The following is a 21,992-nucleotide window of genomic DNA, read 5'->3' on the forward strand; positions in this document are numbered from 1 at the left end:
TTATTTTTCAGCTTTTACTTTCTTCATCTTCCACGCCAATACTATAACGACGAGGATAAAGCTAACTATTGCTATGATTGATAATGCAATTAATGCTTTGTCTGTATGGTAGTTTTCTCCATGTTGGATGAACATGAGACGAAAAATGCGCAGGTAGTGTGTGGATGGAATTACATTAGCGATCCACTGTACCCAAGTGGGCATCAAGCTTGCCGGCCAAGTAAACCCGCTTAATATGAATGCCGGTGTTGCGATAACCATTAATACTTCGGTTGCTTTTAGCTGCGATGGTAATACTGCACTTACCAATATACCGATAAAGCAAACGGCTAGAATAAATACAAAAGTACATAAGGTAAACCACCAAAAATCAGCATACAAAGGCATTTTGTAGTATTTACCAAATCCCCAGTATAATGCGATTATACCCACTGACATGAGCATGTAAGGAACAATTTTAACGATAATAAGCCCGAAAACATTCGGCATTTTGGCAACGAGGTTCCCAAACGTATTATTCTCGAATTCAGAAGAGAACGTGAGTGCTAAAGCGAGTAGTAATACCTGTTGTAGAACCGTTATCAATACCCCTGGAAGCATGAAATAAAGATAGTTTCCGCTCCTGATATTTTGCTTTACAATGGTGGTCTTAAAAGGCTCATACTGCTGTGTTGCAATGTATGCAGGTACGCCCTTCTTCATTTGTGATTGGATTTGAATACCCGCTTTCATGGTCATTGCACATACGTTCACGGCCATCATTGCGGTATTGGAAGTCAACGTGTTCGAACCATCGACAAAAAGGGTCAGTTCTGGCAGTCTGTTTTGCTGTATGCCCGAACTAAAATCTCGCGGAATATGCACAATGGTTGTTGCTTCATGTGTCAGCGCCACGTCTTTCGAAGAAAATAAAGAGGGTAATATTTGTGCCACGCGGATACTTTCATTATCTCGAAGCATGTCGATAAACGTTTGGCTCATCGGTCCATTATCTTCATTGACAACAACGATAGGCATCTGGGTAACCTTGCCCTGCTGATACACATGGCCAATTAATACACCATAGAGTATCGGAGCCCCTAAGAAAAGTACCAATAAAACCTTGTTCTTGTAGAATAAGGTAAACTCGCGACCAATAAGTTCTAAAAGTGTTTTCAAATTATAAAGTTTATAGTTTATAGTTCATGGTATGTAGTTTATAGTTTGTAGTTTTGATTTTACGTCTATTGCTGATACTTTCAACTAGCCACAATATCTTGTGGCTCTACCATCTACTATCTATCAACTACTATTTATCAACTACTTATTACTCAAAACAACCAATGTCTTTGTTAATAGTTCATTTGCGGCAGTTGGATCCTGTGGGACGACTTTGATCTCAAAGAGCGCCAACTGATTATCATAGTCTGGATATGCCGTGGCAATATTAGCATATGAATTCAATGCTTTTACAGCAACAACCTTACCTTTGATTACTTTATTATTAAAGTATGGCGCTGTCAACGTTACCTCGCTCCCCTTTTGCAATGAGGAAATCTTATTTTCAGGAATGGTAAACCTGAAGTAGGTTGAGTTTTCTAGAAATCCATTAACAATCGGATAGCCCGCAAGTGCCAACTCGCCTACTTTTAGGTTAATCGATTCGATACTCATATCCTGTGGCGCAATGACATATTTTTCTGCTGCGGCTACCTTTACCTCGGCTACAGCTCCTTGCGCGCGTTCCTTTTGTCCCAATGCCATGATCTGTTGCTCCAAGCGCGCCCCATTCCGAGCTTCAGCAATTTCAGCTTGTGCTGCTAGATATTGATTTTTAGCACCTTGGAATTTCGCGTATGTTTCATCGTATTTCTGCTGCGGAATCAGGCTATCACGCAACAGGTTATCCAATCGTTCTATCGATTTTTTCGCAAACTCATACTGCTCTTTTAAACCCGCCACTTTGGCTTCTAGTTGCACCAACTGCCCACTCGTTGCCCCTTTAACAGACATATTGTATTGCGCATCAGCCGATTGTAAAGCACCTTGTGCTTGCTCTGCTTTCGCATCCACTTCCGGTATACTTAAAATTGCAAGTGTGTCGCCAGCATGTACCATGCTTCCTTCACTAACTAAGATCTTTTCGATCTTGCCAGGAACCTTAGTTACCACCGTTATCTGCTCTCGCTCGACCTTCCCTTCCACGGTAGATTTATCTTCGTTTTTTGATCGACAAGAGCAAAGTAAAGCTATCGAAATCAGTATATATATATGTTTCATTGTTACTCGTATATAGTTTGTAATAATTTTCCTGTACCGTGTAGAAGTTCAATTGCAGTAAGACGTTGCTCCATGACATGTCCATAATAACCGAGGTTCACTTTATACCAATCGTTTTCTGCGGCAAGCAACTCCGTTACATCAATTAAACCCGCCTGATATTGTTTCGATGCCAAGCGTAAATTATTCTCTGCAACTTTTATTTGCTGCTCACCTACGTGAAGTTTTTGATTGGAGACGGCATAGCCTACTTTATTTTTCTCCAAAAGTAAATTCAATTTCTCTTCTGTATCTTGAAGCTTGAGTGTATTTATAGCTTGATCGGCCTGTACTTGTTTCACTTTGCTCTTATGTTCGCCTCCATTGAAAATATCCCACTTCGCACCGATACCAACCATTAAATTCGGTCTTCCTTTTAAATGATTATTTGATAAATCGACATCCCCTACTAGTGGTCTATTTTTTAGTGAAAGGTGCGTATCGAATACATTGAGGTAATTTGCGGAACCAAAGGCAAATAACATAGGTAAAGCAGCGCCTTTTTCTTTCTTGTATAAGTAGTCATACGCACGAGAAGATGCCTGTAGTGCTTGTAGCTCTTTGCGATCTTGGACATCCGTGGGGACCTCAGCAAGCAGAATGGCAACTAATTCATATTGTACCTCCCGGACTTCCTCTTCTGATAAGGCCGTCTCCTGTCTGATTTTTTTTACCAACAGATCCCTATTTCCCTCTACTTCCACTTTCTTGGCCTCAAGTTCGAGTAAGGCTAGTTTTAGTTTATCGCGGTCATAAGGAATAGCTAAACCGTTCATAATGGCTTTATTTACTTTTTCCTGCTCTTTTGATAGCCTTTTTTCAGAGTCAGCGATTAATTTATCGACTTCTCCAAGCAACATCAGCTGATCAAAGGCTGCAATGAGTTCCTTTGCCATACCCTCCTTGCCCGATTCCATTAAAAGAGCCTGTGCTTTTGACTTTTCTTGTAAAGCCTTTTCACCATTTGGAATTTGCAGCCCTGAGAACAGGACTTGTTTAACCGAAACACCGGCATAAGCAGCTTGTGTACGCATTGTAAATGCACTCGCACCTTCAAACAATCCTACATTGAGAATGGGAATAGTGAGTGTAGGGATATCCAAGCTACCGTTTGTATAGACAAAACCATACAACCCTGTTGCATCAACATGTGGAAGCTTTTTTGCGCGCACACCGTCAGCCTCCAATACTGTTTTGTCTACCTCTAATGACTTTATTTTGAGTTCTCTACTGGCTTGAAACGATTGTTTGATAGCGCCCTTCACTTGCGGCGCTATTCCGGTTTGGGCTACGACGCTTTGGTGTGCTACCACACCAAAGGACAGGTATAAAAACCAAAACCATTTCTTTCTCATAGTATCCTTTATTTATTATGAAACAAAGGTCAGCTATTTATAGTTTCAAATTTTTCAGATATCTTAAAAAAAAATTTTTGGACGCATTTTATCGTTGCGCTCGTATGACACTTAACGTTTGCTGCGATATGCCTAAAAACGAAGCAATATCGCCTAATGGTGCCCGTAATAAGATCTCTGGGTGTTGGTTAATAAGTTTCTGATATCTTTCATGGGCTGTCTCAAACTGCAGGCTTTGTAAGCGCGAGGAGAAACCGATGAGAGACTGTAATAAGATGGATTGTATAAGCTTATTGACCGCTATAGAATCCACAGCAAGCGTGTTGATCAAGGAAAAGGGAACCGCAGTAATCACCGCTTCTTCTAGAACCTCGATACCGTAAACAGATTTGCGCTGTAGAAATGTACTTTCGGCTCCTGCGACAAAGTCACCTTCCTTAAAAAAATAATGAGTAATCGCTTTTCCACCTTTAAAATAAAACAATCGAACGAGCCCTTTTTCAATGAAAAAGATATTTTTAGCATAGTTACCAGCCTCCAAAATCGTACATTTCTTTCCGTGCTGTTTAGTTACACTTGCTTTATCGATTTCTTGTAGTACCTGGTCCGACAAGCCGTAATTCATTTCTAAATAAGGAATCAGTTGCATCTGACTAAAATAACCTTTTCTGACGAGTTACAAAGCAGGTTGGACAAATTTTATAGTAGATCTATGAACTTGAGGTAGCCAATATGTAAGGGGTCATTACCAGCAGACTTATCGGTTGTGATTTCCAGTGAATATGTTTGCTTACAGTCAAGCGGAAGGATATCCATAATTTCAAATATATCATCCACATCCACTCCATAATGATCATCGATATGAGGTGTTACCACCTGTTTATAGAAATCCGTTTCTCGGGCTAGGGATGCTGCCTCTTCCGTACTCTCAGCGACGACCAATTGCTTGTAGTGATATTCTTCAAAGTCATCCTCCCTATAGCCTCCCAAATTCACAAAATAAAGCTTCTTGTTGTTTTTTTGGGGTGTGCCTTTTGGTACAACTTTAACATTATACCCCATAACGGATGTCACATGTCGCCAGATATCAACATGCATTTCTCCTTTCGCCTCGGGCCAAAAAGCTTGCATCGGATTGACTAAATCTTTTAACGCGTCTGAGATTCCGAAATACATGTCATGTTGTTCGGTGTGGCGACCTGGAGGCTTACAACCCAAGAGCACCATAAATAATTTTTTACCCATTGAACAGCTTTCTATACCAACGAATATAGTAAGTTAAACGGAATAATAATAGTAGTTTTGTAGCATTAATCGGAGTAATATGGCACATCAAGCACCAGAAACACAACATACACCTGGAGGCGCCTTTGAGCGTTTAGTAACAATTATTGACACCCTACGCGTAGAATGTCCTTGGGATCGTAAACAAACGATGGAATCGCTGCGTTTATTGAGTATTGAGGAACTTTATGAGCTGACGGATGCTATTTTGGATAAAGATTATGATGAAGTAAAGAAAGAATTAGGCGATGTAATGGTGCACTTGGTGTTTTATGCCAAGATCGCTTCGGAGCAAAAGCAATTTGATATTGTCGATAGTTTGAATGCTGTTTGCGATAAGCTAATCACCCGACACCCTCATATTTACGGCGATGTAGAAGCAGAAACAGAGGACGTTGTCAAGAGCAATTGGGAACAGATTAAATTAAAAGAAGGTAACCGCTCCGTATTATCTGGTGTCCCCAAAGGATTGCCAGCCTTGGTGAAAGCTTATCGTATCCAAGATAAAGTGCGTGGTGTAGGTTTTGATTGGGAAGACAAGACAGAAGTTTGGGCAAAAGTGGAAGAGGAACTGGAAGAGTTTAAAAATGAATTCAACCTCACACAAGGAGAAGAAATAGATCAAGATCGTGCTGAAGCAGAATTTGGTGATTTACTTTTTTCCTTGATTAACTATGGTAGACACCTGGGATTGAACCCCGAAAATGCATTAGAACGGACAAATAAAAAATTCATTTTTCGCTTTAACCATTTGGAAAAACGAGCATCCGAAAATGGGCAACAATTGAAAGATATGAGTTTGGCAGAAATGGATGTCTACTGGAACGAAGCTAAGAAGTTATAACGACAACAGGACGAGCCCTTAATCAGGGCTCATCACAATCTATTGTTTCTATTTTTGTAAACAGTTTCCGATACTGTTCGGACTGTGTTCCATCATATTCAATATGATGAACTTCCCTGTTCGCACTATTCCACCAGCCATAAACAAGCACATAGGCAAAAGCTTTCTCCAATTTATCGGCTCGCGCAATAGTAGTAGTATATTGATCCCATAAATGATCCGGCGCTGCATTATTCTTCATTTGTTGCAAGGTTAAGGTTTTATAAGATTCTAACAATTCGGTACCACCATTCTGGAGTGCAATTCCATAAGTATAGGCTGCTCCTCCCTTTTTAACTGCGGTTGTTAATGCTTGCGGATTCTGTTTAGCTTGTTTTTGAACCTTCTTCAAGGCGAATGTTTGTTGCACATAGTTAAGCACATCCTGCTGTAAATTCTTGAAATAGGAAGAATTTGCAATTTGTAGCTTCTTTAGCCGGTCAATTTCTGCCGTATATCGGGCTGTCATCTCTGCTAAGGTGCCTTCGTCACCAACATAGCCATAAGATGTAACAAGCGTATACGTATCCTTCAGCTGTCTTTCCGTATACTTTTTACTATCATAAAACCCTTTGTAACTACATAATTCGTCTTCAAAAAGCAGTGTTTTAACCTGCGCGTGTACCGCACCTGATAAGGCTATACCTAAAAATAGCGTACTTAAAATAACCTTTATGTTCATGACGTAAAAATAGCAAACTTATAGGGCGATACCTAGCTTAATTAGCAATTAATACTTAAATTTGCGACATGAAGGAAACTGTTGTTAGCGGTATTAGAAGTACCGGAAAATTACACTTAGGTAACTATTATGGTGCATTGGGAAATTTTGTAAAAATGCAAGATGAGTACAATTGCTTCTTTTTTATAGCGGATTTACACTCGTTAACGACACACCCGACGCCCGGTGATTTAAGCCGTACGGTAAGACAAGTTGTGGTGGAGTACCTGGCGGCAGGGATCGATCCGGAAAAATCAACGATATATGTACAGTCAGATGTACCCGAGGTAGCCGAGCTTTACTTGTACATGAACATGAATGCCTATCTCGGTGAATTAGAGCGCGCTACAGCGTTTAAAGACAAGGTTCGTGCAAGTCCAGACAATGTCAATGCAGGTCTTCTGACCTATCCCGTATTAATGGCTTGTGATATTTTGATTCATCATGGCACGAAAGTGCCTGTTGGTAAAGATCAAGAGCAACATTTGGAGATGACACGTACATTCGGTAACCGTTTTAACCGATTGTATGATGTGGAATACTTTAAAGAAGCCTTTGCTTTTTCGTACAGTGATAAGTTAGTTAAAATACCTGGTCTCGACGGCAATGGGAAAATGGGAAAATCTAACGGTGACGCGAGCTGTGTTTACCTCAGCGACTCGGCTGATGTTGTACGTAAAAAAGTAATGCGTGCCGTTTCTGATTCGGGACCTACAGAGATGAACCAACCAAAACCGGAAGCTATTCAAAATCTGTTTGATCTGATGAAGGTGGTGTCAACACCAGATACGTTAGCTCACTTTGAGGGACTCTACAATAATTGTGAAATCCGTTACGGTGATTTCAAAAAACAATTGGCGGAGGATATGGTTTTAGCTACAGAACCTGTTCGTTCTCGGATTGAGGATATTTCTAATGATGACGAGTATATCCAAAAGGTTATTCGTCTCGGTGCAGAGAAAGCAAGCGAAAGTGCACGCAAGACCATACGTGAAGTTCGCGAAATAATCGGTATAAAAAAGCTGTATTAACACACAGTTTTTAAAGGAGTTATCAGTATTTTTTTGATTCTTAAGAAGAAACGTATATGCATATAGCCATTGTTGGTAATATTGGAGCTGGAAAAACAACCTTGACGGAGATGCTTGCGCGTCACCTCAATTTTGAACCACAATTTGAGGCGGTAGACAATAATCCTTATCTAGAAGATTTCTATAGCGATATGAAACGCTGGGCGTTTAATTTGCAAATATTCTTTTTAAACAGTCGGTTTCGACATATTGTCGACCTGCAACAGCAAGGAATCAACATGATTCAGGATCGTACGATTTATGAAGATGCGTATATTTTCGCAGAAAACTTATACGATATGGGGTTGATGAGCGCGCGTGATTTTGAGAACTATAGTAATATGTTTCATACGATCGTAAACTACATTAAACCACCCGATTTGCTGATTTATTTAAAGGCCTCGGTACCTACCCTCGTCAATAACATTCAGAAACGTGGTCGCGATTATGAATCGGCTATTCGACTAGATTATTTATCCAAATTGAATGATAAGTATGACAAGTGGATTGGTGGGTACACCGAAGGCAAACTTTTGGTGTTGGATAAGGATAATTTAGATTTTGCAAACAAACCCGAAGACCTGGGTAAAATAATTGAAAAGATAGAAGCCGAGATGTTCGGTCTATTTTAACAAGAAAGCGGGTCTTACAGGATCCGCTTTCTTGCTTTAAGGAATTGTTAGCAGCATTGCTTATCTAATAAATTTATCTAATTTTGTTCTCAAAATTCAAAAACATGGGAAGTTCTATACGCTGGGCATCATTCCTTGTTTCTGCGGCTTTACTGGTTTCCTGTAAAACACAGCTACAACCAACCGTAAACAAGGTTCAGTACTATCAAATTGATGCCAACTACTCCATCGACAGTGCCATTGTTAAGTATTATTCACCGTATAAAATACAGTTGGAATCCGAGATGAATCGAGTAATCGGTTTTTCGGACGCGCATCTTACAAAAACAAGAGAGGCGGAAAGTCTGGCAGCTAATTTCTTTACCGATGCTCTCCTTTGGAAAGGCCAACAACTGGATCCTGCAGTGCAGGTTTCTTTTGCGACAAAAGGAGGCATACGATCAGATCTGAAAGCTGGAAATATTACGGTAGGAAATATTTTCGAAATAATGCCTTTTGAAAATTCCGTGACGGTATTGACCTTATCAGGTAAGGATATGCTTCGATGGGCTGATTATATGGCACGGACTGGTGGCCAGCCTGCAAGTGGGATTAAACTACTGATTGAAAACAAAAAAGTAAAGGAGTTTTTGGTACAAGGAAAACCTATAGATCCAAATCAAACCTATAAATTAGTGACCTACGATTACCTTGCGAATGGTGGTGACTATGTCGATTTCTTGGACCAAGTGCTAGATCGCAAAGATTATACACAACGTATTCGCGAATCACTGATGGAATATGTTTCTGAATTAACAAAACAAGGTAAACACATACAAGCTACTATTGATGGAAGAGTTCGCATTATTGAATAGAAGAGGTTTTATTAAAAGATCCCTCCTATTGGGGGCAGCCTCTGTGGTGGGGACACTCCCCGCTTTTGCGACAGCGAAAGGAGATTTTAGATTGACAATCCTTCATACCAACGACGTACATAGCCGCATTGAGCCTTTCCCACTGGACGGCTCGCGTTATGCGGGCATGGGTGGTGTAGCACGTCGCAGCGCTCTTATTCAGAAAATTAGAGGCGAGGAGAAAAGTGTATTGCTAGTGGATAGCGGTGATATGTTCCAGGGAACGCCGTATTTCAATATGTTTGGAGGTAAGCTGGAGTTGGAATTAATGTCCAAATTAGGTTACGAAGCCGGCACTTTTGGAAATCATGAATTTGATAATGGAATTGCGGGTTTGGTAAAATACCTCGGTAAAGCCACTTTTCCTTTTTTAACGGCGAACTACGATTTTCGTGGCACACTATTGGAGGGAAAGACGAAAGACTATACGATTATCAATAAAAATGGTATCCGTATAGGTCTTACAGGCGTCGGAATTGATATTGAAGGGTTGGTCGACCCCAAGAGTTATGAAGGGATGAAATATCTTGATCCGATACCCGTTGTAAACCGAATCGCGAAAATGCTTAAAGAGGACAAAAAATGTGATCTAGTGATCTGTTTATCGCATCTAGGCTATAAATATGATGATGATAAAATATCGGATTTGAAGTTAGCTGCGCAAATACGGCATGTGGATATCATTTTGGGCGGGCATACGCATACTTTCTTGGATGAGCCAGCACGGGTAGAAGATCTAGATGGACATGAAGTGGTGATCCATCAAGTTGGTTTTGCAGGAATCCGATTGGGACGCCTTGATGTCATTCTCAATAAAAATACAGGAAAGAAACAAATTTTAGCGCGCAACTACACCGTTGACCAACGCTACGATAAACAAGTTATGGCATAATACAAACACGACAGTCTCTTGAAAAGAATCATTCAACTCTACATCAATTCGTACAAAGGTTTATCGAAGGAAGCTTGGTTGCTTGCCATTGTTATGTTGATTAACCGTACAGGCTCTATGGTTATTCCGTTCTTGAGTATGTATATGTCGTCGGAGTTGAACTTCAGCAAATCTCAAGTAGGAATTGTATTGGGCTGCTTTGGTTTAGGCTCGGTCTGTGGATCGTGGCTTGGTGGCTGGCTGACCGACAAACTGGGTAACTTTAGGGTACAAGCTGTCAGCTTAATTCTCGTGGTGCCTTTATTTCTGGTGTTGCCTAACTTCAAAACTTTTGAAGGGCTGGCGCTCATGATTTTTATATTAACACTGATCGCCGATACCTTTAGGCCTGCTAACTCGGTCGCTGTTGCTCGTTACGCAAAACCGGAGAACTTGACCAAAGCCTATTCTCTAAATAGAATGGCGGTCAACTTAGGCTTTTCTATTGGTCCGGCACTCGGCGGTTTTTTAGCTAGCTTTTCATACGATTGGATTTTCTATGGAAACGCAATAGCGGCTTTCGCAGCAGCTATTGTATTTGTTTACTTTTTTAGAAACCGGATTCCACGAAACAAAATCAAAACGCTGAATATTCCGGAGGATAAAGAATATGAAAAGAAAGATCGAAACGCTTATCTCGATCCGCCCTTTATTGTTTTCAATATTTTCTGTTGCCTTTTTTCTATGGCTTTTTTTCAGCTGCTTAGCACCTTACCACTATTCTATAAAGAGGATCGTGGAATGAGCGAAGGTGCTATTGGTCTGTTATTAGGTTTTAGTGGCTTTGTTATTGTACTGTTTGAAATGATTTTGGTGCACGGCGTAGAACGTCGTTTTACACCACGCCAGGTAATGATCTATGGCACCGCGATTGCCGGATTATCCTATCTCATGTTGAATGCGCCATTTGGTCTTGCATGGCTTTATTTAGCGATGTTTATTCTTTCTACTGGAGAAATGTTGACATTGCCTTTTACAGCAACAATCAGTGCTTCACGCGCTACATTCAATACCCAAGGTGCGTATATGGGATTTAATTCGCTTGCTTTCGCTGCCGCGAATATCTTTTCGCCTTATCTAGGTACGTACGTTGCGGAACATTATGGGTACCAGACTTTGTGGTACGGAACAGCACTTGTTCTACTTTTTACGAGTATGGGATTTTCGTGGATCTTAAAGAAAATGTAATCGGAATATCTGGAACGCAGGCGCAGGCACAAGTGGCTAGGGTTGCTTGATCCCCTCTCGTTCGTATGGAACACGAGTAGCTATAGACCGACCGAGTGTAACTTCATCCACATATTCGAGCTCTCCGCCAAAGGAAATACCGCGCGCAATAGTCGTAATCGGTATGTTGAAATCTTTTAGTTTACGGTATAAGTAAAATATGGTGGTATCACCTTCCATGGTGGCACTGAGCGCTAGAATAACTTCTTTGATTTCATTATTTTTCAATCGATCTACTAATGCTTCAATTTTCAAATCGGAAGGACCAACGCCATCCATAGGTGATATTAATCCGCCTAAAACGTGGTATACACCTTGATACTGGTTGGTGTTTTCTATCGCCATAACATCCCGTGTATCTTCTACTACACAGATCGTTTGTTGGTCTCTTTTGGTACTGCTACACACTTCACACAGATCGTGATCAGCCATATTAAAGCAAGCTTGGCAGTACTTGATCTGTTCTTTCAATGTCGTTAGGGCGCCGGTTAATCGAGCGACCTCAGCATCGGGTTGCTTCAGTAGATGCAATACCAATCGTAGCGCAGTCTTCTTCCCTACCCCTGGTAAACGGCCAAACTCATCTACTGCCTGTTCTAAAAGTCGCGACGAAAAATTCATGACAACAAAAATACAAACTAAACGTATATTTTTTTTATAAAATGCATGAATTGTATGGCGCAAATATTATTAATTTTTATATCTTGGTATGTTTCACATTTCCTAGTTTTTGCAGGAACAAGACGCAGTGAATGGTTACGATTGATTAAAAAAATAAGATATGGCGAAAGAGGATAAAATTAGAAATTCGTTTGCGAACAAAACGTGGCAAGAAATAAAAGTAAAGGACTCTTGGCAGATATTCAAGATGATGTCAGAGTTTGTGGATGGTTTCGAAAAATTGGCTAAGATTGGGCCTTGTGTGTCGATCTTCGGCTCCGCGAGGACGAAGACTGATCATAAGTATTATAACCTAGCGGTAGAAATTGCACGCCTGCTAGCCGAAAAAGGCTATGGTGTAATTTCTGGCGGTGGGCCAGGAATTATGGAAGCGGCAAATAAAGGTGCATATGAAGCGGGCGGAAAGTCTGTTGGACTAAACATTGAACTTCCTTTTGAGCAATTCCATAATAAATATATTGATAGAGATAAGCTTCTTGAATTTAACTACTTCTTCGTCAGAAAGGTGATGTTCATGAAATATTCGCAGGGGTATATCGTGATGCCGGGTGGATTTGGTACGATGGATGAGCTTTTTGAAGCTATTACATTGATTCAAACAGGTAAAATTGCACGTTTCCCTATTGTTCTTGTGGGTACGGAGTATTGGAAGGGGCTTTTTGATTGGGTGGAACAGACGATGCTCGGGAATGCTTATATCTCGGAAGAAGATCTGAAATTGTATCGCTTGGTCGATACCGCTGAAGAGGCTACGGAACACATCTTTAGATTCTACGATAAGTATCTGCTGAAACCGAACTTTTAAACATGAAAATCCCGATGGTTATCCACTATCGGGATTTTTTATGAGGTTGTGTTACTACCAATTAAACATTATGCGTAGCTGTCCAATCATCACACTGATCCGCGATTTCAGCATATAGATTATACTGCATTTTGGGATAAACTAGGGAACTAAAAGTCGGCAAAAAAGCGATATAAGAGAAAATCCTCTGGCTAGAATACATTAAAAGTTAAATTGTAAACAGGCGAAAAGATGATTACTACAACAAAAATATATTAGCTTTATACTTAGAAAGCAGGTGTTAAAAAAATGTCCAATTTATCTAAACGACATACACAATAAAGAATTCTATCATAGACAAACTTAATCAGATTCATGTGTACAACGGAACAATTCAAAATTAAGAGAGGAAGTGAAATCACGGAATCCTATTTCCAATTTCTTGATAAACATATTGACGATGTTGTGTCAGGTCGTGTAGACGAATTCAAGGAAATTAATCAGATAGCGAGCGAGCTTTTTGTCTCCCATAAGCATCTTACCGATACCATTCAAAAAGAAATGGGGCGACATCCTTGTCATTTTTATGATTCCAAAATAATTGAAGCGGCAAAAAAGATGTTATCTGAAACAGACAAATCCATCTCTGAAATCGCAAAGATACTCACTTACGATCCCTCTAATTTTTCAAAATTCTTTAAGAAATTTACTGGGCAAACCCCAGGACAGTTTAGAAACCTGAAAAAGTAAAAGTTCCGAAAAGTTCACCACGATTTATAATTCCCGACTTGTCATCTTTGTGTGTTACCTAATGTAACCAGTTAAAACAAAAGGATATGACAAGAAACGATTTAAATGGAAAAGTAGTATTAATTGCAGGCGGTGCGAAAAATCTGGGAGGTTTATTGAGTCGCAATTTTGCCGCTAAGGGAGCAAAAGTAGCGATCCACTACAACAGTGAGAGTACAAGAGATGAGGCTGAAAAAACACTGGCAGATATTCTGCAAACAGGTGGAGAAGCCTTTCTCTTCCAAGCAGATCTCACCCATGTAAAAAACATCACTAAATTCTTTGATGCAACAATTGACAGATTTGGAGGAATCGATATCGCCATCAATACGGTAGGTAAAGTATTAAAAAAACCATTCGCCGACACCTCTGAAGAAGAATACGATAGCATGACTGATATTAATGCTAAAGTAGCCTACTTCTTTATTCAGGAAGCTGGAAAGAAACTAAACAACAATGGTAAGATTAACACGATTGTAACCTCCTTGCTGGCGGCGTTCACAGGCTATTACGCCACTTATGCCGGATCCAAAGCCCCGGTAGAGCACTTTACCAGAGCCGCATCTAAAGAGTTTGGTCCACGTGGTATTTCAGTGACGGCGGTTGCGCCAGGACCAATGGACACTCCTTTCTTCTATGGGCAGGAAAGCGATGAGGCGGTGGCTTATCACAAACAGGCGTCCGATCTTGGTGGCTTGACCGACATCAGGGATATTGCGCCTCTTGTTGAATTCCTTGTAACCGATGGTTGGTGGATTACAGGACAGACCATTTTTGCCAATGGAGGTTATACGACGAGATAGCAAGATATCATGCCTTCGAACGCAAAGAGTCACAATTCATCGGGCTTATGTTTGAAACGGTCTATTGGAACAGTCAAAAGTGACAAGGGCAAGCAGCGAGCTTTATATGAGCAGACCCGAAAACTTTTAGTACTAGTTCTGTATCTATCTTGTTTGGCAATTGCCGGTATAGTGTTTTACGACCTTTATCAAAACGACTATAATGTATTTAATTGGACGTCTAGCTCTGCTAGTCCAAACATCTCCACGTTTAGGATAAACCCTTATTCTCAAGGTGGTTTTGGTCCATGTTGGTTACTCGGTCATCTACTCGTAGCGCATATTACTAAAAGCGGCTTATAAAGATAAGCCGCTTATTTAGTTCATGTATCGTATTCCAGGTTAATTTGTCAACCGATAAGGCGCTCTAGATCTTGTTCAAAGTATGTTTGTTTTGTACAGAATTTCTATTTTATGGATAGTATTACCACTCTTGACCAAAGGTTACCAAATTGCTATCAGGATCAAGTAACGAAAACTCTTTTTGCCCCCAAGGTTTAATTGCTAATTGTCCGTTTGGATGAATCGAGACTTTATTAAACAAGAGCGTTTCATAAAGTGTGTCGATATCGCTTGTTCTGATATACACTTGTCCATAATTTGCTTTTGGATCAAGTTCTTTAAAGGTGAAAAAATGGAGTTCAATATTATCTTTACCTATTAACAAATAGTCTCCGTAATCTGAAATTTCACTGAACCCCAGTTTATTAATATAAAATTCTTTTGTAGCGGTTATGTTCCGCATTGGTAATTTAGGAATTACGTTCGTTAGCATTTTTTTTACCTAAATATAAATCTTTTGCTGAAAAGATCGAGCCAACAAAGAAATCAGGATCTATCTAAAACAAAAAAACGGTTCTTATATTAAGAACCGTTTTTTGTTGAGCCTCCTATCGGAATCGAACCAATGACCTACTGATTACAAGTCAGTTGCTCTACCAGCTGAGCTAAGGAGGCTTTTCTCACGAGTATTCCCCGTTTGATGATGCAAATATCAGTATCCGAACGTTAAATTCCAAACCCATTTCTTGTTTTTTCGACTCCTAAACAGTAATCATTTGACAATCAAAGAAAAAAAATAGCAACCCATCAATGTGTGATTTATTTTTCGATATCTCAAAAGGTAATCATATACCCATAGTGAGCAGTTTACCCCTCCTACACTACATATAGTACGTTACCTACCCAAAGGATCCGTCGAATTTAGCTAGGTTGTGGCTAACACTTCTGCGTTATTCATTGTACACAAAAAATGTCAAAATGTCTCCACAACCTACATCTTAACTGTCAAAAATTCCGATTATCAATAAAAAAATCAAAAAGGTATTTTAATTGTTATATAGCTAGCGTATTCAAGAACAAAACTATAACGAAAAACATAATATGAATTTTAATAATTATACCATAAAAGCACAAGAGGCTATTCAGAAAGCCTCGGAGATTGCGGCTGGAAATCAACAGCAAGCGATCGAACCTGCACATATATTAAAAGCATTACTAGAGGTAGATGACAATATTATCAGTCACTTACTAAAAAAACTGAATGCAAACTTAAACTTTATCAAAGCAGAAAATGATGTGCAAATTCAGTCCTTACCAAAAGTCAGCGGCAGCAATGTATATCTAAGCAATGCGACGAGTTCAGTACTGCAAAAAGCACAAAGCTATCTCAAGGAATTCAACGACGAGTTTATCTCCATTGAGCATTTGCTTTTGGCTTTACTTTCGGGAGGCGACAAAACAGCGCAGTTGCTAAAAGATCAAGGCGTTACGGAGAAGCATCTTAAAGCAGCGATCAAGGAACTTCGTGGTAACAACCGCGTAACGGATCAGAATGCAGAAGCGACGTATAATGCCCTTGGCAAATACGCGCGTAACCTCAATGAATTTGCGGAGTCAGGCAAGCTTGATCCGGTTATTGGTCGAGATGAAGAAATCCGCCGCGTGATGCAGATCTTATCACGCCGCACCAAGAATAACCCGATCCTAGTGGGGGAGCCAGGTGTTGGTAAAACGGCGATTGCCGAAGGCATCGCGCACCGTATAATAAAGGGTGATGCGCCAGAAAACCTAAAGAGTAAAACTGTGTTTTCGCTTGATATGGGGGCGCTAATTGCGGGAGCAAAATATAAAGGCGAATTTGAGGAACGTCTAAAAGCGGTCGTCAAGGAGGTTGCGGATAGTGATGGGGAGATCATTCTATTTATTGATGAGATCCACACCCTGGTAGGTGCCGGAGGCGGAGAGGGCGCTATGGACGCAGCGAACATACTAAAGCCTGCTTTGGCGCGTGGAGAATTGCGTGCTATCGGTGCCACAACGTTGAATGAATACCAAAAGTATTTCGAAAAAGATAAGGCGCTCGAACGCCGCTTCCAAAAGGTAATGGTGGAAGAGCCTGATACGCAAGATGCGATATCCATTCTCCGGGGTCTGAAAGAGCGTTATGAAACACATCACAAAGTGCGTATTCTCGATGAGTCTATTATTGCAGCTGTAGAGTTATCACAACGTTATATTACCGATCGTTTTCTTCCGGATAAGGCGATTGACTTAATTGATGAGGCTGCGTCTAAACTCCGTTTGGAAATGGATTCTGTCCCAGAATCTGTTGATGAACTGGACCGACGAATTATGCAGTTAGAAATTGAACGCGAAGCGATCAAGCGTGAGAACGACGAAAAGAAAGTCAGTGAGCTATCTGAGACTATTGCAAACTTATCGAGCGAACGCGACTCTTTAAAAGCAGCTTGGCAGTCGGAGAAATCTTTGGTAGATCGTGTAAACCAAGAGATCCAAAATATTGAAAACTATAAGTTGGAAGCCGACCAAGCGGAACGTGCGGGTGATTACGGTAAAGTGGCCGAGCTGCGCTATGGAAAGATAAAAGAAGCACAAGATACTGTAGAGAAGCTAAAAGCAGAGTTGGAAGAAAAACAAGATAGCAGCCGTATGCTCAAGGAAGAGGTTACCTCCGATGATATTGCTGATGTGGTATCCAAATGGACAGGTATCCCCGTGAGCAAGATGGTGCAATCGGAACGCGAAAAGCTACTGCATCTGGAAGATGAGCTACATAAACGTGTTGCGGGCCAAAATGAGGCGATCGAAGCGATTTCGGATGCGATCCGACGTTCTCGTGCAGGACTGAGTGATGCGAAACGTCCAATAGGGTCCTTTATCTTCTTGGGGACAACGGGAGTTGGTAAGACCGAACTTGCGAAAGCCTTAGCCGAATTCTTATTCGATGATGAGCACGCTTTAGTGCGTATTGATATGTCTGAATACCAGGAGCGCCACGCAGTCTCCCGCTTGATTGGTGCCCCTCCAGGATATGTTGGATATGATGAAGGTGGACAACTCACAGAGGCGGTACGGCGGAGACCCTATTCGGTGGTTTTACTCGATGAAATTGAAAAGGCGCATCCGGATGTTTTCAATATCTTGTTACAGGTATTGGACGATGGACATTTAACAGATAATAAAGGTCGCGTTGTGAACTTTAAGAACACCATTATTATCATGACGTCGAATACGGGGTCACATATCATCCAGGAAAACTTCTCGCATTTAACGGAAGCCAACCACGATGAAGTTGTAGCCAAAACAAAGGATGAAGTATTCGATCTATTACAGAAATCGATCCGTCCGGAGTTCTTGAACAGGATTGATGAAGTGATTATGTTCACCCCATTAAGTCGCCATGAGATTGGTGACATTGTTAAAATGCAGTTTAAGCATGTGCAGCAACAGCTCGCTGAACAGAATATCCAGATTGAAGCGAGTGATGAAGCATTAGACTGGTTGGCACAATTGGGCTACGATCCGGTGTATGGAGCACGTCCTTTAAAACGTGTGATTCAGAAGCGTATCTTAAATGAGCTTTCCAAGGAAATCCTTTCTGGAAAAGTATCACGAGATGCCCATATTAAACTGGATGTCTTTGACGGCCAGTTTGTATTCTTGAATAAATAAAAAAAAAGAGGCGCTACCTATTAGCGCCTCTTTTTTTTATTCAGCTTTTTCATTGGTAATAGCCAATCGCTGTGATCCTGTATTTGCAGGGCATGCTACATCATTCGTAGCATCATAAACAAGCGGTTTATTTCCCTTCGTGGCGATCAATTCTTCCGGAACATATACCTGAACTTTTGTCCGAGAAAATCCGCTTGGAAAGTAACGCACATAGTAACCATCGGGATGTAACGTCCATACTCCACTAGGCACATCACTCCGTACTTCTGCCATCCCCGCTAAAATAGCGTACTGCTCAAACTCAGCATAAGAGTAGTTGCCCGAAGACACGAGTTGTCTGATATTATTCTCTGCTTCAAAAATAGTACGCATGAAAGCCGGCATTTCACCTTTTGCTTTTTCCACAATATCAAAAGGAAGAATACCCAACGCACCATTTTCAAGTTGCAAAATTTGTTGTGGCGTTAATAATTTTAATGCCGTCTCCTTCACAGGTCCCGAATAATCAATAAATTTAGTACGCGCAATAATGGTCCATAAGAGCATCTGTATATCCGTTTGCTCTACTTCCGGATGTTTTTCTGCACTTTTTAAGATTGCAATTACAATATCCTTCTTTTTTCCTTCTGTTGGCGCGTACATATACCCATCCCCGGAAGAAGGCGCGTATGTTCCCGCCTTAAGACAATAGCTTTTTGCCGTCATTTCAAAATGTCCAGCAGCCAAGACAAATCCATCTGCACCATTTTTTGTCAGCTGGTCCAACGGTTTATAGGTCGCGTCATTATGAAATGAAGGACGTTCCTCCCCTTTTCTATTCACATCTTCGAAGCTCGTAGAAATTGCTTCCGGCTCTTTTAACAACTTGTCTACGCCAAAAGATTTCGCTGCTTTTGAGGTAACGGCTTTACTAGCTTTGTTTAGCAGATCTCCGAATTGTGCCTGCGCACCATTTACTGCCAAAAACAAACCACACACGGTTAGCACAAGCCAACGGGTATTTTTCCTTTTCATAATAGTTCAATAAACGAGTAAGCTACAAAGCTACTGTAATTTCTATTATGAAAATATTAATTTTTAGTCTTAGTAGACGAAAAAGGTGCACCCTACAGAGATGCACCTTTGACAGGTATTAAGACAAGATTTAGTATGGATTACGAATAATCTATACGACAAAGTAGCGGTATTTTATTTCTACTTCGAACCACAATAAGGTAGAAAGAAAGTGAAATAAGACACATTTTTATACAAGGTTATATTAACGTGAGCTGAAAGAGATCTAAAAAGTAGATGGCTAGAAAAAAATATTGCGGTGAGCGGTATTAAATATGTAATTTTGCACCTTCAAAAATGCCCTCTGTCGGAATCCCCAACCCAGGACGTTTTTTGTGGGAAGTTAAGTATGAAAAAAACTAAAATGGCAGTTCCTGCGGCGCTGCTATCTATGATCTGTGTTCAAGGTGGAGCATCTATCGCTAAGCGAATGTTTCCGGTAGTTGGGGCTGTGGCAACCAGCGCTTTACGTATCGGTATATCAGCCATTATTTTAACATTGATCAATCGTCCAAAATTAAGTCAGTTTACACGCAAGCAATGGCTTTATTGCTTTTTGTATGGTCTTGGTATCGCAGCGATGAATCTTATTTTCTACATGGCAATCCAACGAATTCCCCTTGGACTCGGCGTAACAATTGAGTTTGTGGGCCCTTTATTCCTCGCACTAGCCCTATCTCGCAAGTGGCTTGATGTTCTATGGGCTATGCTCGCCTGCCTCGGGATCCTACTGATTGTACCGTGGCAAAACGATCACCTTGACTTATTGGGCTTGTTTTTAGCATTCTTAGCGGGCGCGTTTTGGGCTCTCTATATTATAATAGGTGGTAAAATATCCAAAGTAATGAAAGGCAGAGATGCTGTGACAACAGGTATGTTGGTTGCAGCGGCTATTATTTTCCCCTTTGCATTATGGGATGGCGCCATTTTTCATGTAACCCCCATTATACTTCTTCAAGGTCTTGGAATCGCGATCCTTTCCAGTGCCCTCCCCTTTACCCTGGATTTTGTGGCATTAAAAAATATTCCGGCAAAAACTTTTAGCGTCTTAACGAGTTTACATCCTGCTTTTGCTGCTTTCTCGGGCTTGATCTTCTTACAAGAGCAACTTACACCCTTGCAATGGACTTCGATTGCCTGTGTCGTATTAGCCAGTATGGGGACTACACTTTTCAGCCGTAACGAAGCGGGGTAAAACTTGACTTAATTGACGTAAAATATAAACCTCCATCTTTACATATAGCGTATAGATGGAGGTTTCTTGTTTTAGTAAAGGGATTGTTAGTTATGAACGTACTAAAACAGCTGAAAAATGTTAAGATTTTACTGCAACAAATTAACGCTCAAGCGCTGTTACGATATTGGTAACGAGTTTTCTGATGCTTTTAATTTTCATTGTTATTATTCGTTTGTATCAATTTGTGCATTATTTACGTTACAAAAGTAGTGTGCAAACAGGTAGTAAAAGGCCAACAACAGACTTTATACTATAAGCTAAGGATCAAAATCATTTCTTCCCAAAAAAAAGTATTAAGTTGCCTGAACAAAAGTCTGGTAATACCTGTTTTCAGAATGATTTAACTGTCAACTAAGATGAAAGAAATAACGCATTCATTTGGCGTGGAGACCGACTGGGTAGACCATATGGTTCAGCAACTGGATGGAGAGGTTGTGAACGGTCGTTTTATCGTACCGAGAGAGGTTTATACGGGTAGTCATTATGTCACCTCCGTGAGTCCCCATATTACGGTAATGCTGGCCGACATGACCTATCAACAGGATGTCTGTTACAAGCTAAGAAATCGTAACCATGATTTTGTGGGTATTTATTTTAACTTAAATGAAGGTGAATCTTTACACATTTTAGGTGAAACGGCACGTCCCATGGGGAGATGGAAGTTTAATTTGGCAATCCTGGATAGTGCTCTTGATGTTGACTACTCGGTCAAAGCAGGCACCAAGACCTTTAACTTAAGTTTGTTCGTTCGGAAAAGCTTTTTGAAAGAATACCTAACGCGTTCTCATATTTTTACAGATGTATTAGATCACCTATTTGATGATGCGTATAATACAATTGTACGGTATGATCGTATGGACAACCACGCCTGGCAGGTGATCCATGACCTGCAGCGACGAGATCCCAACGCTATTTCCTTTGATGTTTTTTTACAGGCTAGTGTCTATTTTCTATTGGCAAGCTGTATCGATCAGGGATTGAATCGAGATGTCCTTATTCAGAAAGTCGATAATACAGATATCAAAGCCATATTGGCTGCTCAATCTTACCTACTCGAACAATTAGAAAATCCCTTTCCGGGTATCAGTGTTCTCGCTAAAGATGCAAACATGTCAGAGACTAAATTTAAACGTCTTTACCTGAAGGTAACAGGCATGTCTCCGAGTTCCTTTTTTATGGATAATAAGCTAACTCTTGCTCGTGAGCTGCTCGAAGATCCACAGTACACCATAGCAGAGGTGGCCCATAGACTAGATTTCGCTGATCCGTCACACCTAACATCCTTATTTAAAAATAGATTTGGGATATTGCCAAAAGAGTATAGTAACCTTTTATAA

The 21,992-nt window shown here is 40.6% G+C and carries 21 protein-coding genes and 1 tRNA gene; 12 read left to right on the plus strand and 10 right to left on the minus strand.

Going from position 1 to position 21,992, the window contains the following annotated elements; all coding sequences use genetic code 11:
- From B9Y69_RS04330 to B9Y69_RS04350, 5 genes are all read right to left on the minus strand, one after another.
- Complete coding sequence (locus B9Y69_RS04330; RefSeq protein WP_085471744.1) at nucleotides 1–1,158, minus strand: ABC transporter permease; 1,158 nt, start codon at nucleotides 1,156–1,158, stop codon at nucleotides 1–3.
- 141 nt (nucleotides 1,159–1,299) lie between these two features.
- Complete coding sequence (locus B9Y69_RS04335; RefSeq protein WP_085471745.1) at nucleotides 1,300–2,259, minus strand: HlyD family secretion protein; 960 nt, start codon at nucleotides 2,257–2,259, stop codon at nucleotides 1,300–1,302.
- A 2-nt stretch (nucleotides 2,260–2,261) separates the two neighbouring features.
- A complete protein-coding gene (locus tag B9Y69_RS04340; RefSeq protein WP_085471746.1) occupies nucleotides 2,262–3,653 on the minus strand; it encodes a TolC family protein in 1,392 nt (463 codons plus the stop codon).
- 88 nt (nucleotides 3,654–3,741) lie between these two features.
- Nucleotides 3,742–4,302: a Crp/Fnr family transcriptional regulator gene (locus tag B9Y69_RS04345; protein ID WP_085471747.1), complete on the minus strand. Its 561-nt coding sequence runs from the start codon at nucleotides 4,300–4,302 to the stop codon at nucleotides 3,742–3,744.
- Nucleotides 4,303–4,352: 50 nt separating this feature from the next.
- Entirely contained in the window at nucleotides 4,353–4,898 is a 546-nt protein-coding gene (locus tag B9Y69_RS04350) for a DUF1543 domain-containing protein (RefSeq protein ID WP_085471748.1), read from the minus strand.
- Nucleotides 4,899–4,977: 79 nt separating this feature from the next.
- Here B9Y69_RS04350 and mazG point away from each other — a divergent pair, with 79 nt between their 5' ends.
- Nucleotides 4,978–5,781 (plus strand): nucleoside triphosphate pyrophosphohydrolase, encoded by an 804-nt coding sequence (gene mazG, locus B9Y69_RS04355; RefSeq protein WP_085471749.1) that lies wholly within the window; start codon nucleotides 4,978–4,980, stop codon nucleotides 5,779–5,781.
- 22 nt (nucleotides 5,782–5,803) lie between these two features.
- Here the strand turns inward: mazG and B9Y69_RS04360 are convergent, their stop codons facing one another.
- Nucleotides 5,804–6,502 (minus strand): hypothetical protein, encoded by a 699-nt coding sequence (locus tag B9Y69_RS04360; protein ID WP_085471750.1) that lies wholly within the window; start codon nucleotides 6,500–6,502, stop codon nucleotides 5,804–5,806.
- A 68-nt stretch (nucleotides 6,503–6,570) separates the two neighbouring features.
- Between B9Y69_RS04360 and trpS the strand changes: the two genes are divergently transcribed.
- The 5 genes from trpS (at nucleotide 6,571) to B9Y69_RS04385 (ending at nucleotide 11,255) form a co-directional block, all read left to right on the plus strand.
- Nucleotides 6,571–7,572: a tryptophan--tRNA ligase gene (gene trpS / locus B9Y69_RS04365; RefSeq protein ID WP_085471751.1), complete on the plus strand. Its 1,002-nt coding sequence runs from the start codon at nucleotides 6,571–6,573 to the stop codon at nucleotides 7,570–7,572.
- Nucleotides 7,573–7,628: 56 nt separating this feature from the next.
- Nucleotides 7,629–8,243, plus strand: coding sequence for a deoxynucleoside kinase (locus tag B9Y69_RS04370; RefSeq protein WP_085471752.1), 615 nt, complete (start codon nucleotides 7,629–7,631; stop codon nucleotides 8,241–8,243).
- A 104-nt stretch (nucleotides 8,244–8,347) separates the two neighbouring features.
- Nucleotides 8,348–9,097: a 5'-nucleotidase C-terminal domain-containing protein gene (locus tag B9Y69_RS04375; protein ID WP_234991093.1), complete on the plus strand. Its 750-nt coding sequence runs from the start codon at nucleotides 8,348–8,350 to the stop codon at nucleotides 9,095–9,097.
- Nucleotides 9,072–10,028: a bifunctional metallophosphatase/5'-nucleotidase gene (locus B9Y69_RS04380; protein ID WP_085471753.1), complete on the plus strand. Its 957-nt coding sequence runs from the start codon at nucleotides 9,072–9,074 to the stop codon at nucleotides 10,026–10,028. Before B9Y69_RS04375 ends, B9Y69_RS04380 begins: the two co-directional genes overlap by 26 nt.
- 18 nt (nucleotides 10,029–10,046) lie before the next feature.
- Complete coding sequence (locus B9Y69_RS04385; RefSeq protein ID WP_085471754.1) at nucleotides 10,047–11,255, plus strand: MDR family MFS transporter; 1,209 nt, start codon at nucleotides 10,047–10,049, stop codon at nucleotides 11,253–11,255.
- A gap of 36 nt (nucleotides 11,256–11,291) precedes the next feature.
- Here the strand turns inward: B9Y69_RS04385 and recR are convergent, their stop codons facing one another.
- Nucleotides 11,292–11,915, minus strand: a complete 624-nt coding sequence (gene recR, locus B9Y69_RS04390; RefSeq protein WP_085471755.1) for a recombination mediator RecR — start codon at nucleotides 11,913–11,915, stop codon at nucleotides 11,292–11,294.
- Between the two features lie 160 nt (nucleotides 11,916–12,075).
- Here recR and B9Y69_RS04395 point away from each other — a divergent pair, with 160 nt between their 5' ends.
- The 3 genes from B9Y69_RS04395 to B9Y69_RS04405 all read left to right on the plus strand — a co-directional run bounded on the left by B9Y69_RS04395 (nucleotide 12,076) and on the right by B9Y69_RS04405 (nucleotide 14,351).
- Entirely contained in the window at nucleotides 12,076–12,780 is a 705-nt protein-coding gene (locus B9Y69_RS04395; RefSeq protein WP_085471756.1) for an LOG family protein, read from the plus strand.
- A gap of 354 nt (nucleotides 12,781–13,134) precedes the next feature.
- Nucleotides 13,135–13,509: a helix-turn-helix domain-containing protein gene (locus tag B9Y69_RS04400; protein WP_085471757.1), complete on the plus strand. Its 375-nt coding sequence runs from the start codon at nucleotides 13,135–13,137 to the stop codon at nucleotides 13,507–13,509.
- A gap of 86 nt (nucleotides 13,510–13,595) precedes the next feature.
- Nucleotides 13,596–14,351 (plus strand): SDR family oxidoreductase, encoded by a 756-nt coding sequence (locus B9Y69_RS04405; protein ID WP_085471758.1) that lies wholly within the window; start codon nucleotides 13,596–13,598, stop codon nucleotides 14,349–14,351.
- Between the two features lie 463 nt (nucleotides 14,352–14,814).
- Here B9Y69_RS04405 and B9Y69_RS04410 read toward each other — a convergent pair whose 3' ends face one another.
- Nucleotides 14,815–15,165, minus strand: a complete 351-nt coding sequence (locus tag B9Y69_RS04410) for a bleomycin resistance protein (protein WP_085471759.1) — start codon at nucleotides 15,163–15,165, stop codon at nucleotides 14,815–14,817.
- A gap of 109 nt (nucleotides 15,166–15,274) precedes the next feature.
- Nucleotides 15,275–15,347: transfer RNA gene (locus B9Y69_RS04415), tRNA-Thr, on the minus strand.
- 426 nt (nucleotides 15,348–15,773) lie between these two features.
- Here B9Y69_RS04415 and clpB point away from each other — a divergent pair.
- Nucleotides 15,774–18,365, plus strand: coding sequence for an ATP-dependent chaperone ClpB (gene clpB, locus B9Y69_RS04420; RefSeq protein ID WP_085471760.1), 2,592 nt, complete (start codon nucleotides 15,774–15,776; stop codon nucleotides 18,363–18,365).
- Nucleotides 18,366–18,401: 36 nt separating this feature from the next.
- On the opposite strand, the gene B9Y69_RS04425 is transcribed toward clpB, so the two are convergent.
- The gene (locus B9Y69_RS04425; protein WP_085471761.1) at nucleotides 18,402–19,379 is read right to left on the minus strand and encodes a hypothetical protein; all 978 of its coding nucleotides are present in this window, start codon (nucleotides 19,377–19,379) and stop codon (nucleotides 18,402–18,404) included.
- 388 nt (nucleotides 19,380–19,767) lie between these two features.
- Between B9Y69_RS04425 and B9Y69_RS04430 the strand changes: the two genes are divergently transcribed.
- Together B9Y69_RS04430 and B9Y69_RS04435 are read left to right on the plus strand one after the other, a co-directional pair.
- Nucleotides 19,768–20,613, plus strand: a complete 846-nt coding sequence (locus B9Y69_RS04430) for an EamA family transporter (RefSeq protein WP_085471762.1) — start codon at nucleotides 19,768–19,770, stop codon at nucleotides 20,611–20,613.
- 398 nt (nucleotides 20,614–21,011) lie between these two features.
- The gene (locus B9Y69_RS04435; RefSeq protein ID WP_085471763.1) at nucleotides 21,012–21,992 is read left to right on the plus strand and encodes a helix-turn-helix transcriptional regulator; all 981 of its coding nucleotides are present in this window, start codon (nucleotides 21,012–21,014) and stop codon (nucleotides 21,990–21,992) included.

The sequence above is a fragment of the Sphingobacterium psychroaquaticum genome (genome assembly GCF_900177625.1).
Taxonomy (GTDB): domain Bacteria; phylum Bacteroidota; class Bacteroidia; order Sphingobacteriales; family Sphingobacteriaceae; genus Sphingobacterium; species Sphingobacterium psychroaquaticum.

Excerpts from the sequence above, each read along its gene's own strand:
- B9Y69_RS04335 (WP_085471745.1), bottom strand. The coding sequence starts at position 2,259 with ATGAAACATATATATATACTGATTTCGATAGCTTTACTTTGCTCTTGT.
- B9Y69_RS04340 (WP_085471746.1), bottom strand. The coding sequence starts at position 3,653 with ATGAGAAAGAAATGGTTTTGGTTTTTATACCTGTCCTTTGGTGTGGTA.
- B9Y69_RS04345 (WP_085471747.1), bottom strand. The coding sequence starts at position 4,302 with ATGCAACTGATTCCTTATTTAGAAATGAATTACGGCTTGTCGGACCAG.
- B9Y69_RS04350 (WP_085471748.1), bottom strand. The coding sequence starts at position 4,898 with ATGGGTAAAAAATTATTTATGGTGCTCTTGGGTTGTAAGCCTCCAGGT.
- mazG (WP_085471749.1), top strand. The coding sequence starts at position 4,978 with ATGGCACATCAAGCACCAGAAACACAACATACACCTGGAGGCGCCTTT.
- B9Y69_RS04360 (WP_085471750.1), bottom strand. The coding sequence starts at position 6,502 with ATGAACATAAAGGTTATTTTAAGTACGCTATTTTTAGGTATAGCCTTA.
- trpS (WP_085471751.1), top strand. The coding sequence starts at position 6,571 with ATGAAGGAAACTGTTGTTAGCGGTATTAGAAGTACCGGAAAATTACAC.
- B9Y69_RS04370 (WP_085471752.1), top strand. The coding sequence starts at position 7,629 with ATGCATATAGCCATTGTTGGTAATATTGGAGCTGGAAAAACAACCTTG.
- B9Y69_RS04375 (WP_234991093.1), top strand. The coding sequence starts at position 8,348 with ATGGGAAGTTCTATACGCTGGGCATCATTCCTTGTTTCTGCGGCTTTA.
- B9Y69_RS04380 (WP_085471753.1), top strand. The coding sequence starts at position 9,072 with ATGGAAGAGTTCGCATTATTGAATAGAAGAGGTTTTATTAAAAGATCC.
- recR (WP_085471755.1), bottom strand. The coding sequence starts at position 11,915 with ATGAATTTTTCGTCGCGACTTTTAGAACAGGCAGTAGATGAGTTTGGC.
- B9Y69_RS04395 (WP_085471756.1), top strand. The coding sequence starts at position 12,076 with ATGGCGAAAGAGGATAAAATTAGAAATTCGTTTGCGAACAAAACGTGG.
- B9Y69_RS04400 (WP_085471757.1), top strand. The coding sequence starts at position 13,135 with ATGTGTACAACGGAACAATTCAAAATTAAGAGAGGAAGTGAAATCACG.
- B9Y69_RS04405 (WP_085471758.1), top strand. The coding sequence starts at position 13,596 with ATGACAAGAAACGATTTAAATGGAAAAGTAGTATTAATTGCAGGCGGT.
- B9Y69_RS04410 (WP_085471759.1), bottom strand. The coding sequence starts at position 15,165 with ATGCTAACGAACGTAATTCCTAAATTACCAATGCGGAACATAACCGCT.
- clpB (WP_085471760.1), top strand. The coding sequence starts at position 15,774 with ATGAATTTTAATAATTATACCATAAAAGCACAAGAGGCTATTCAGAAA.
- B9Y69_RS04425 (WP_085471761.1), bottom strand. The coding sequence starts at position 19,379 with ATGAAAAGGAAAAATACCCGTTGGCTTGTGCTAACCGTGTGTGGTTTG.
- B9Y69_RS04430 (WP_085471762.1), top strand. The coding sequence starts at position 19,768 with ATGAAAAAAACTAAAATGGCAGTTCCTGCGGCGCTGCTATCTATGATC.
- B9Y69_RS04435 (WP_085471763.1), top strand. The coding sequence starts at position 21,012 with ATGAAAGAAATAACGCATTCATTTGGCGTGGAGACCGACTGGGTAGAC.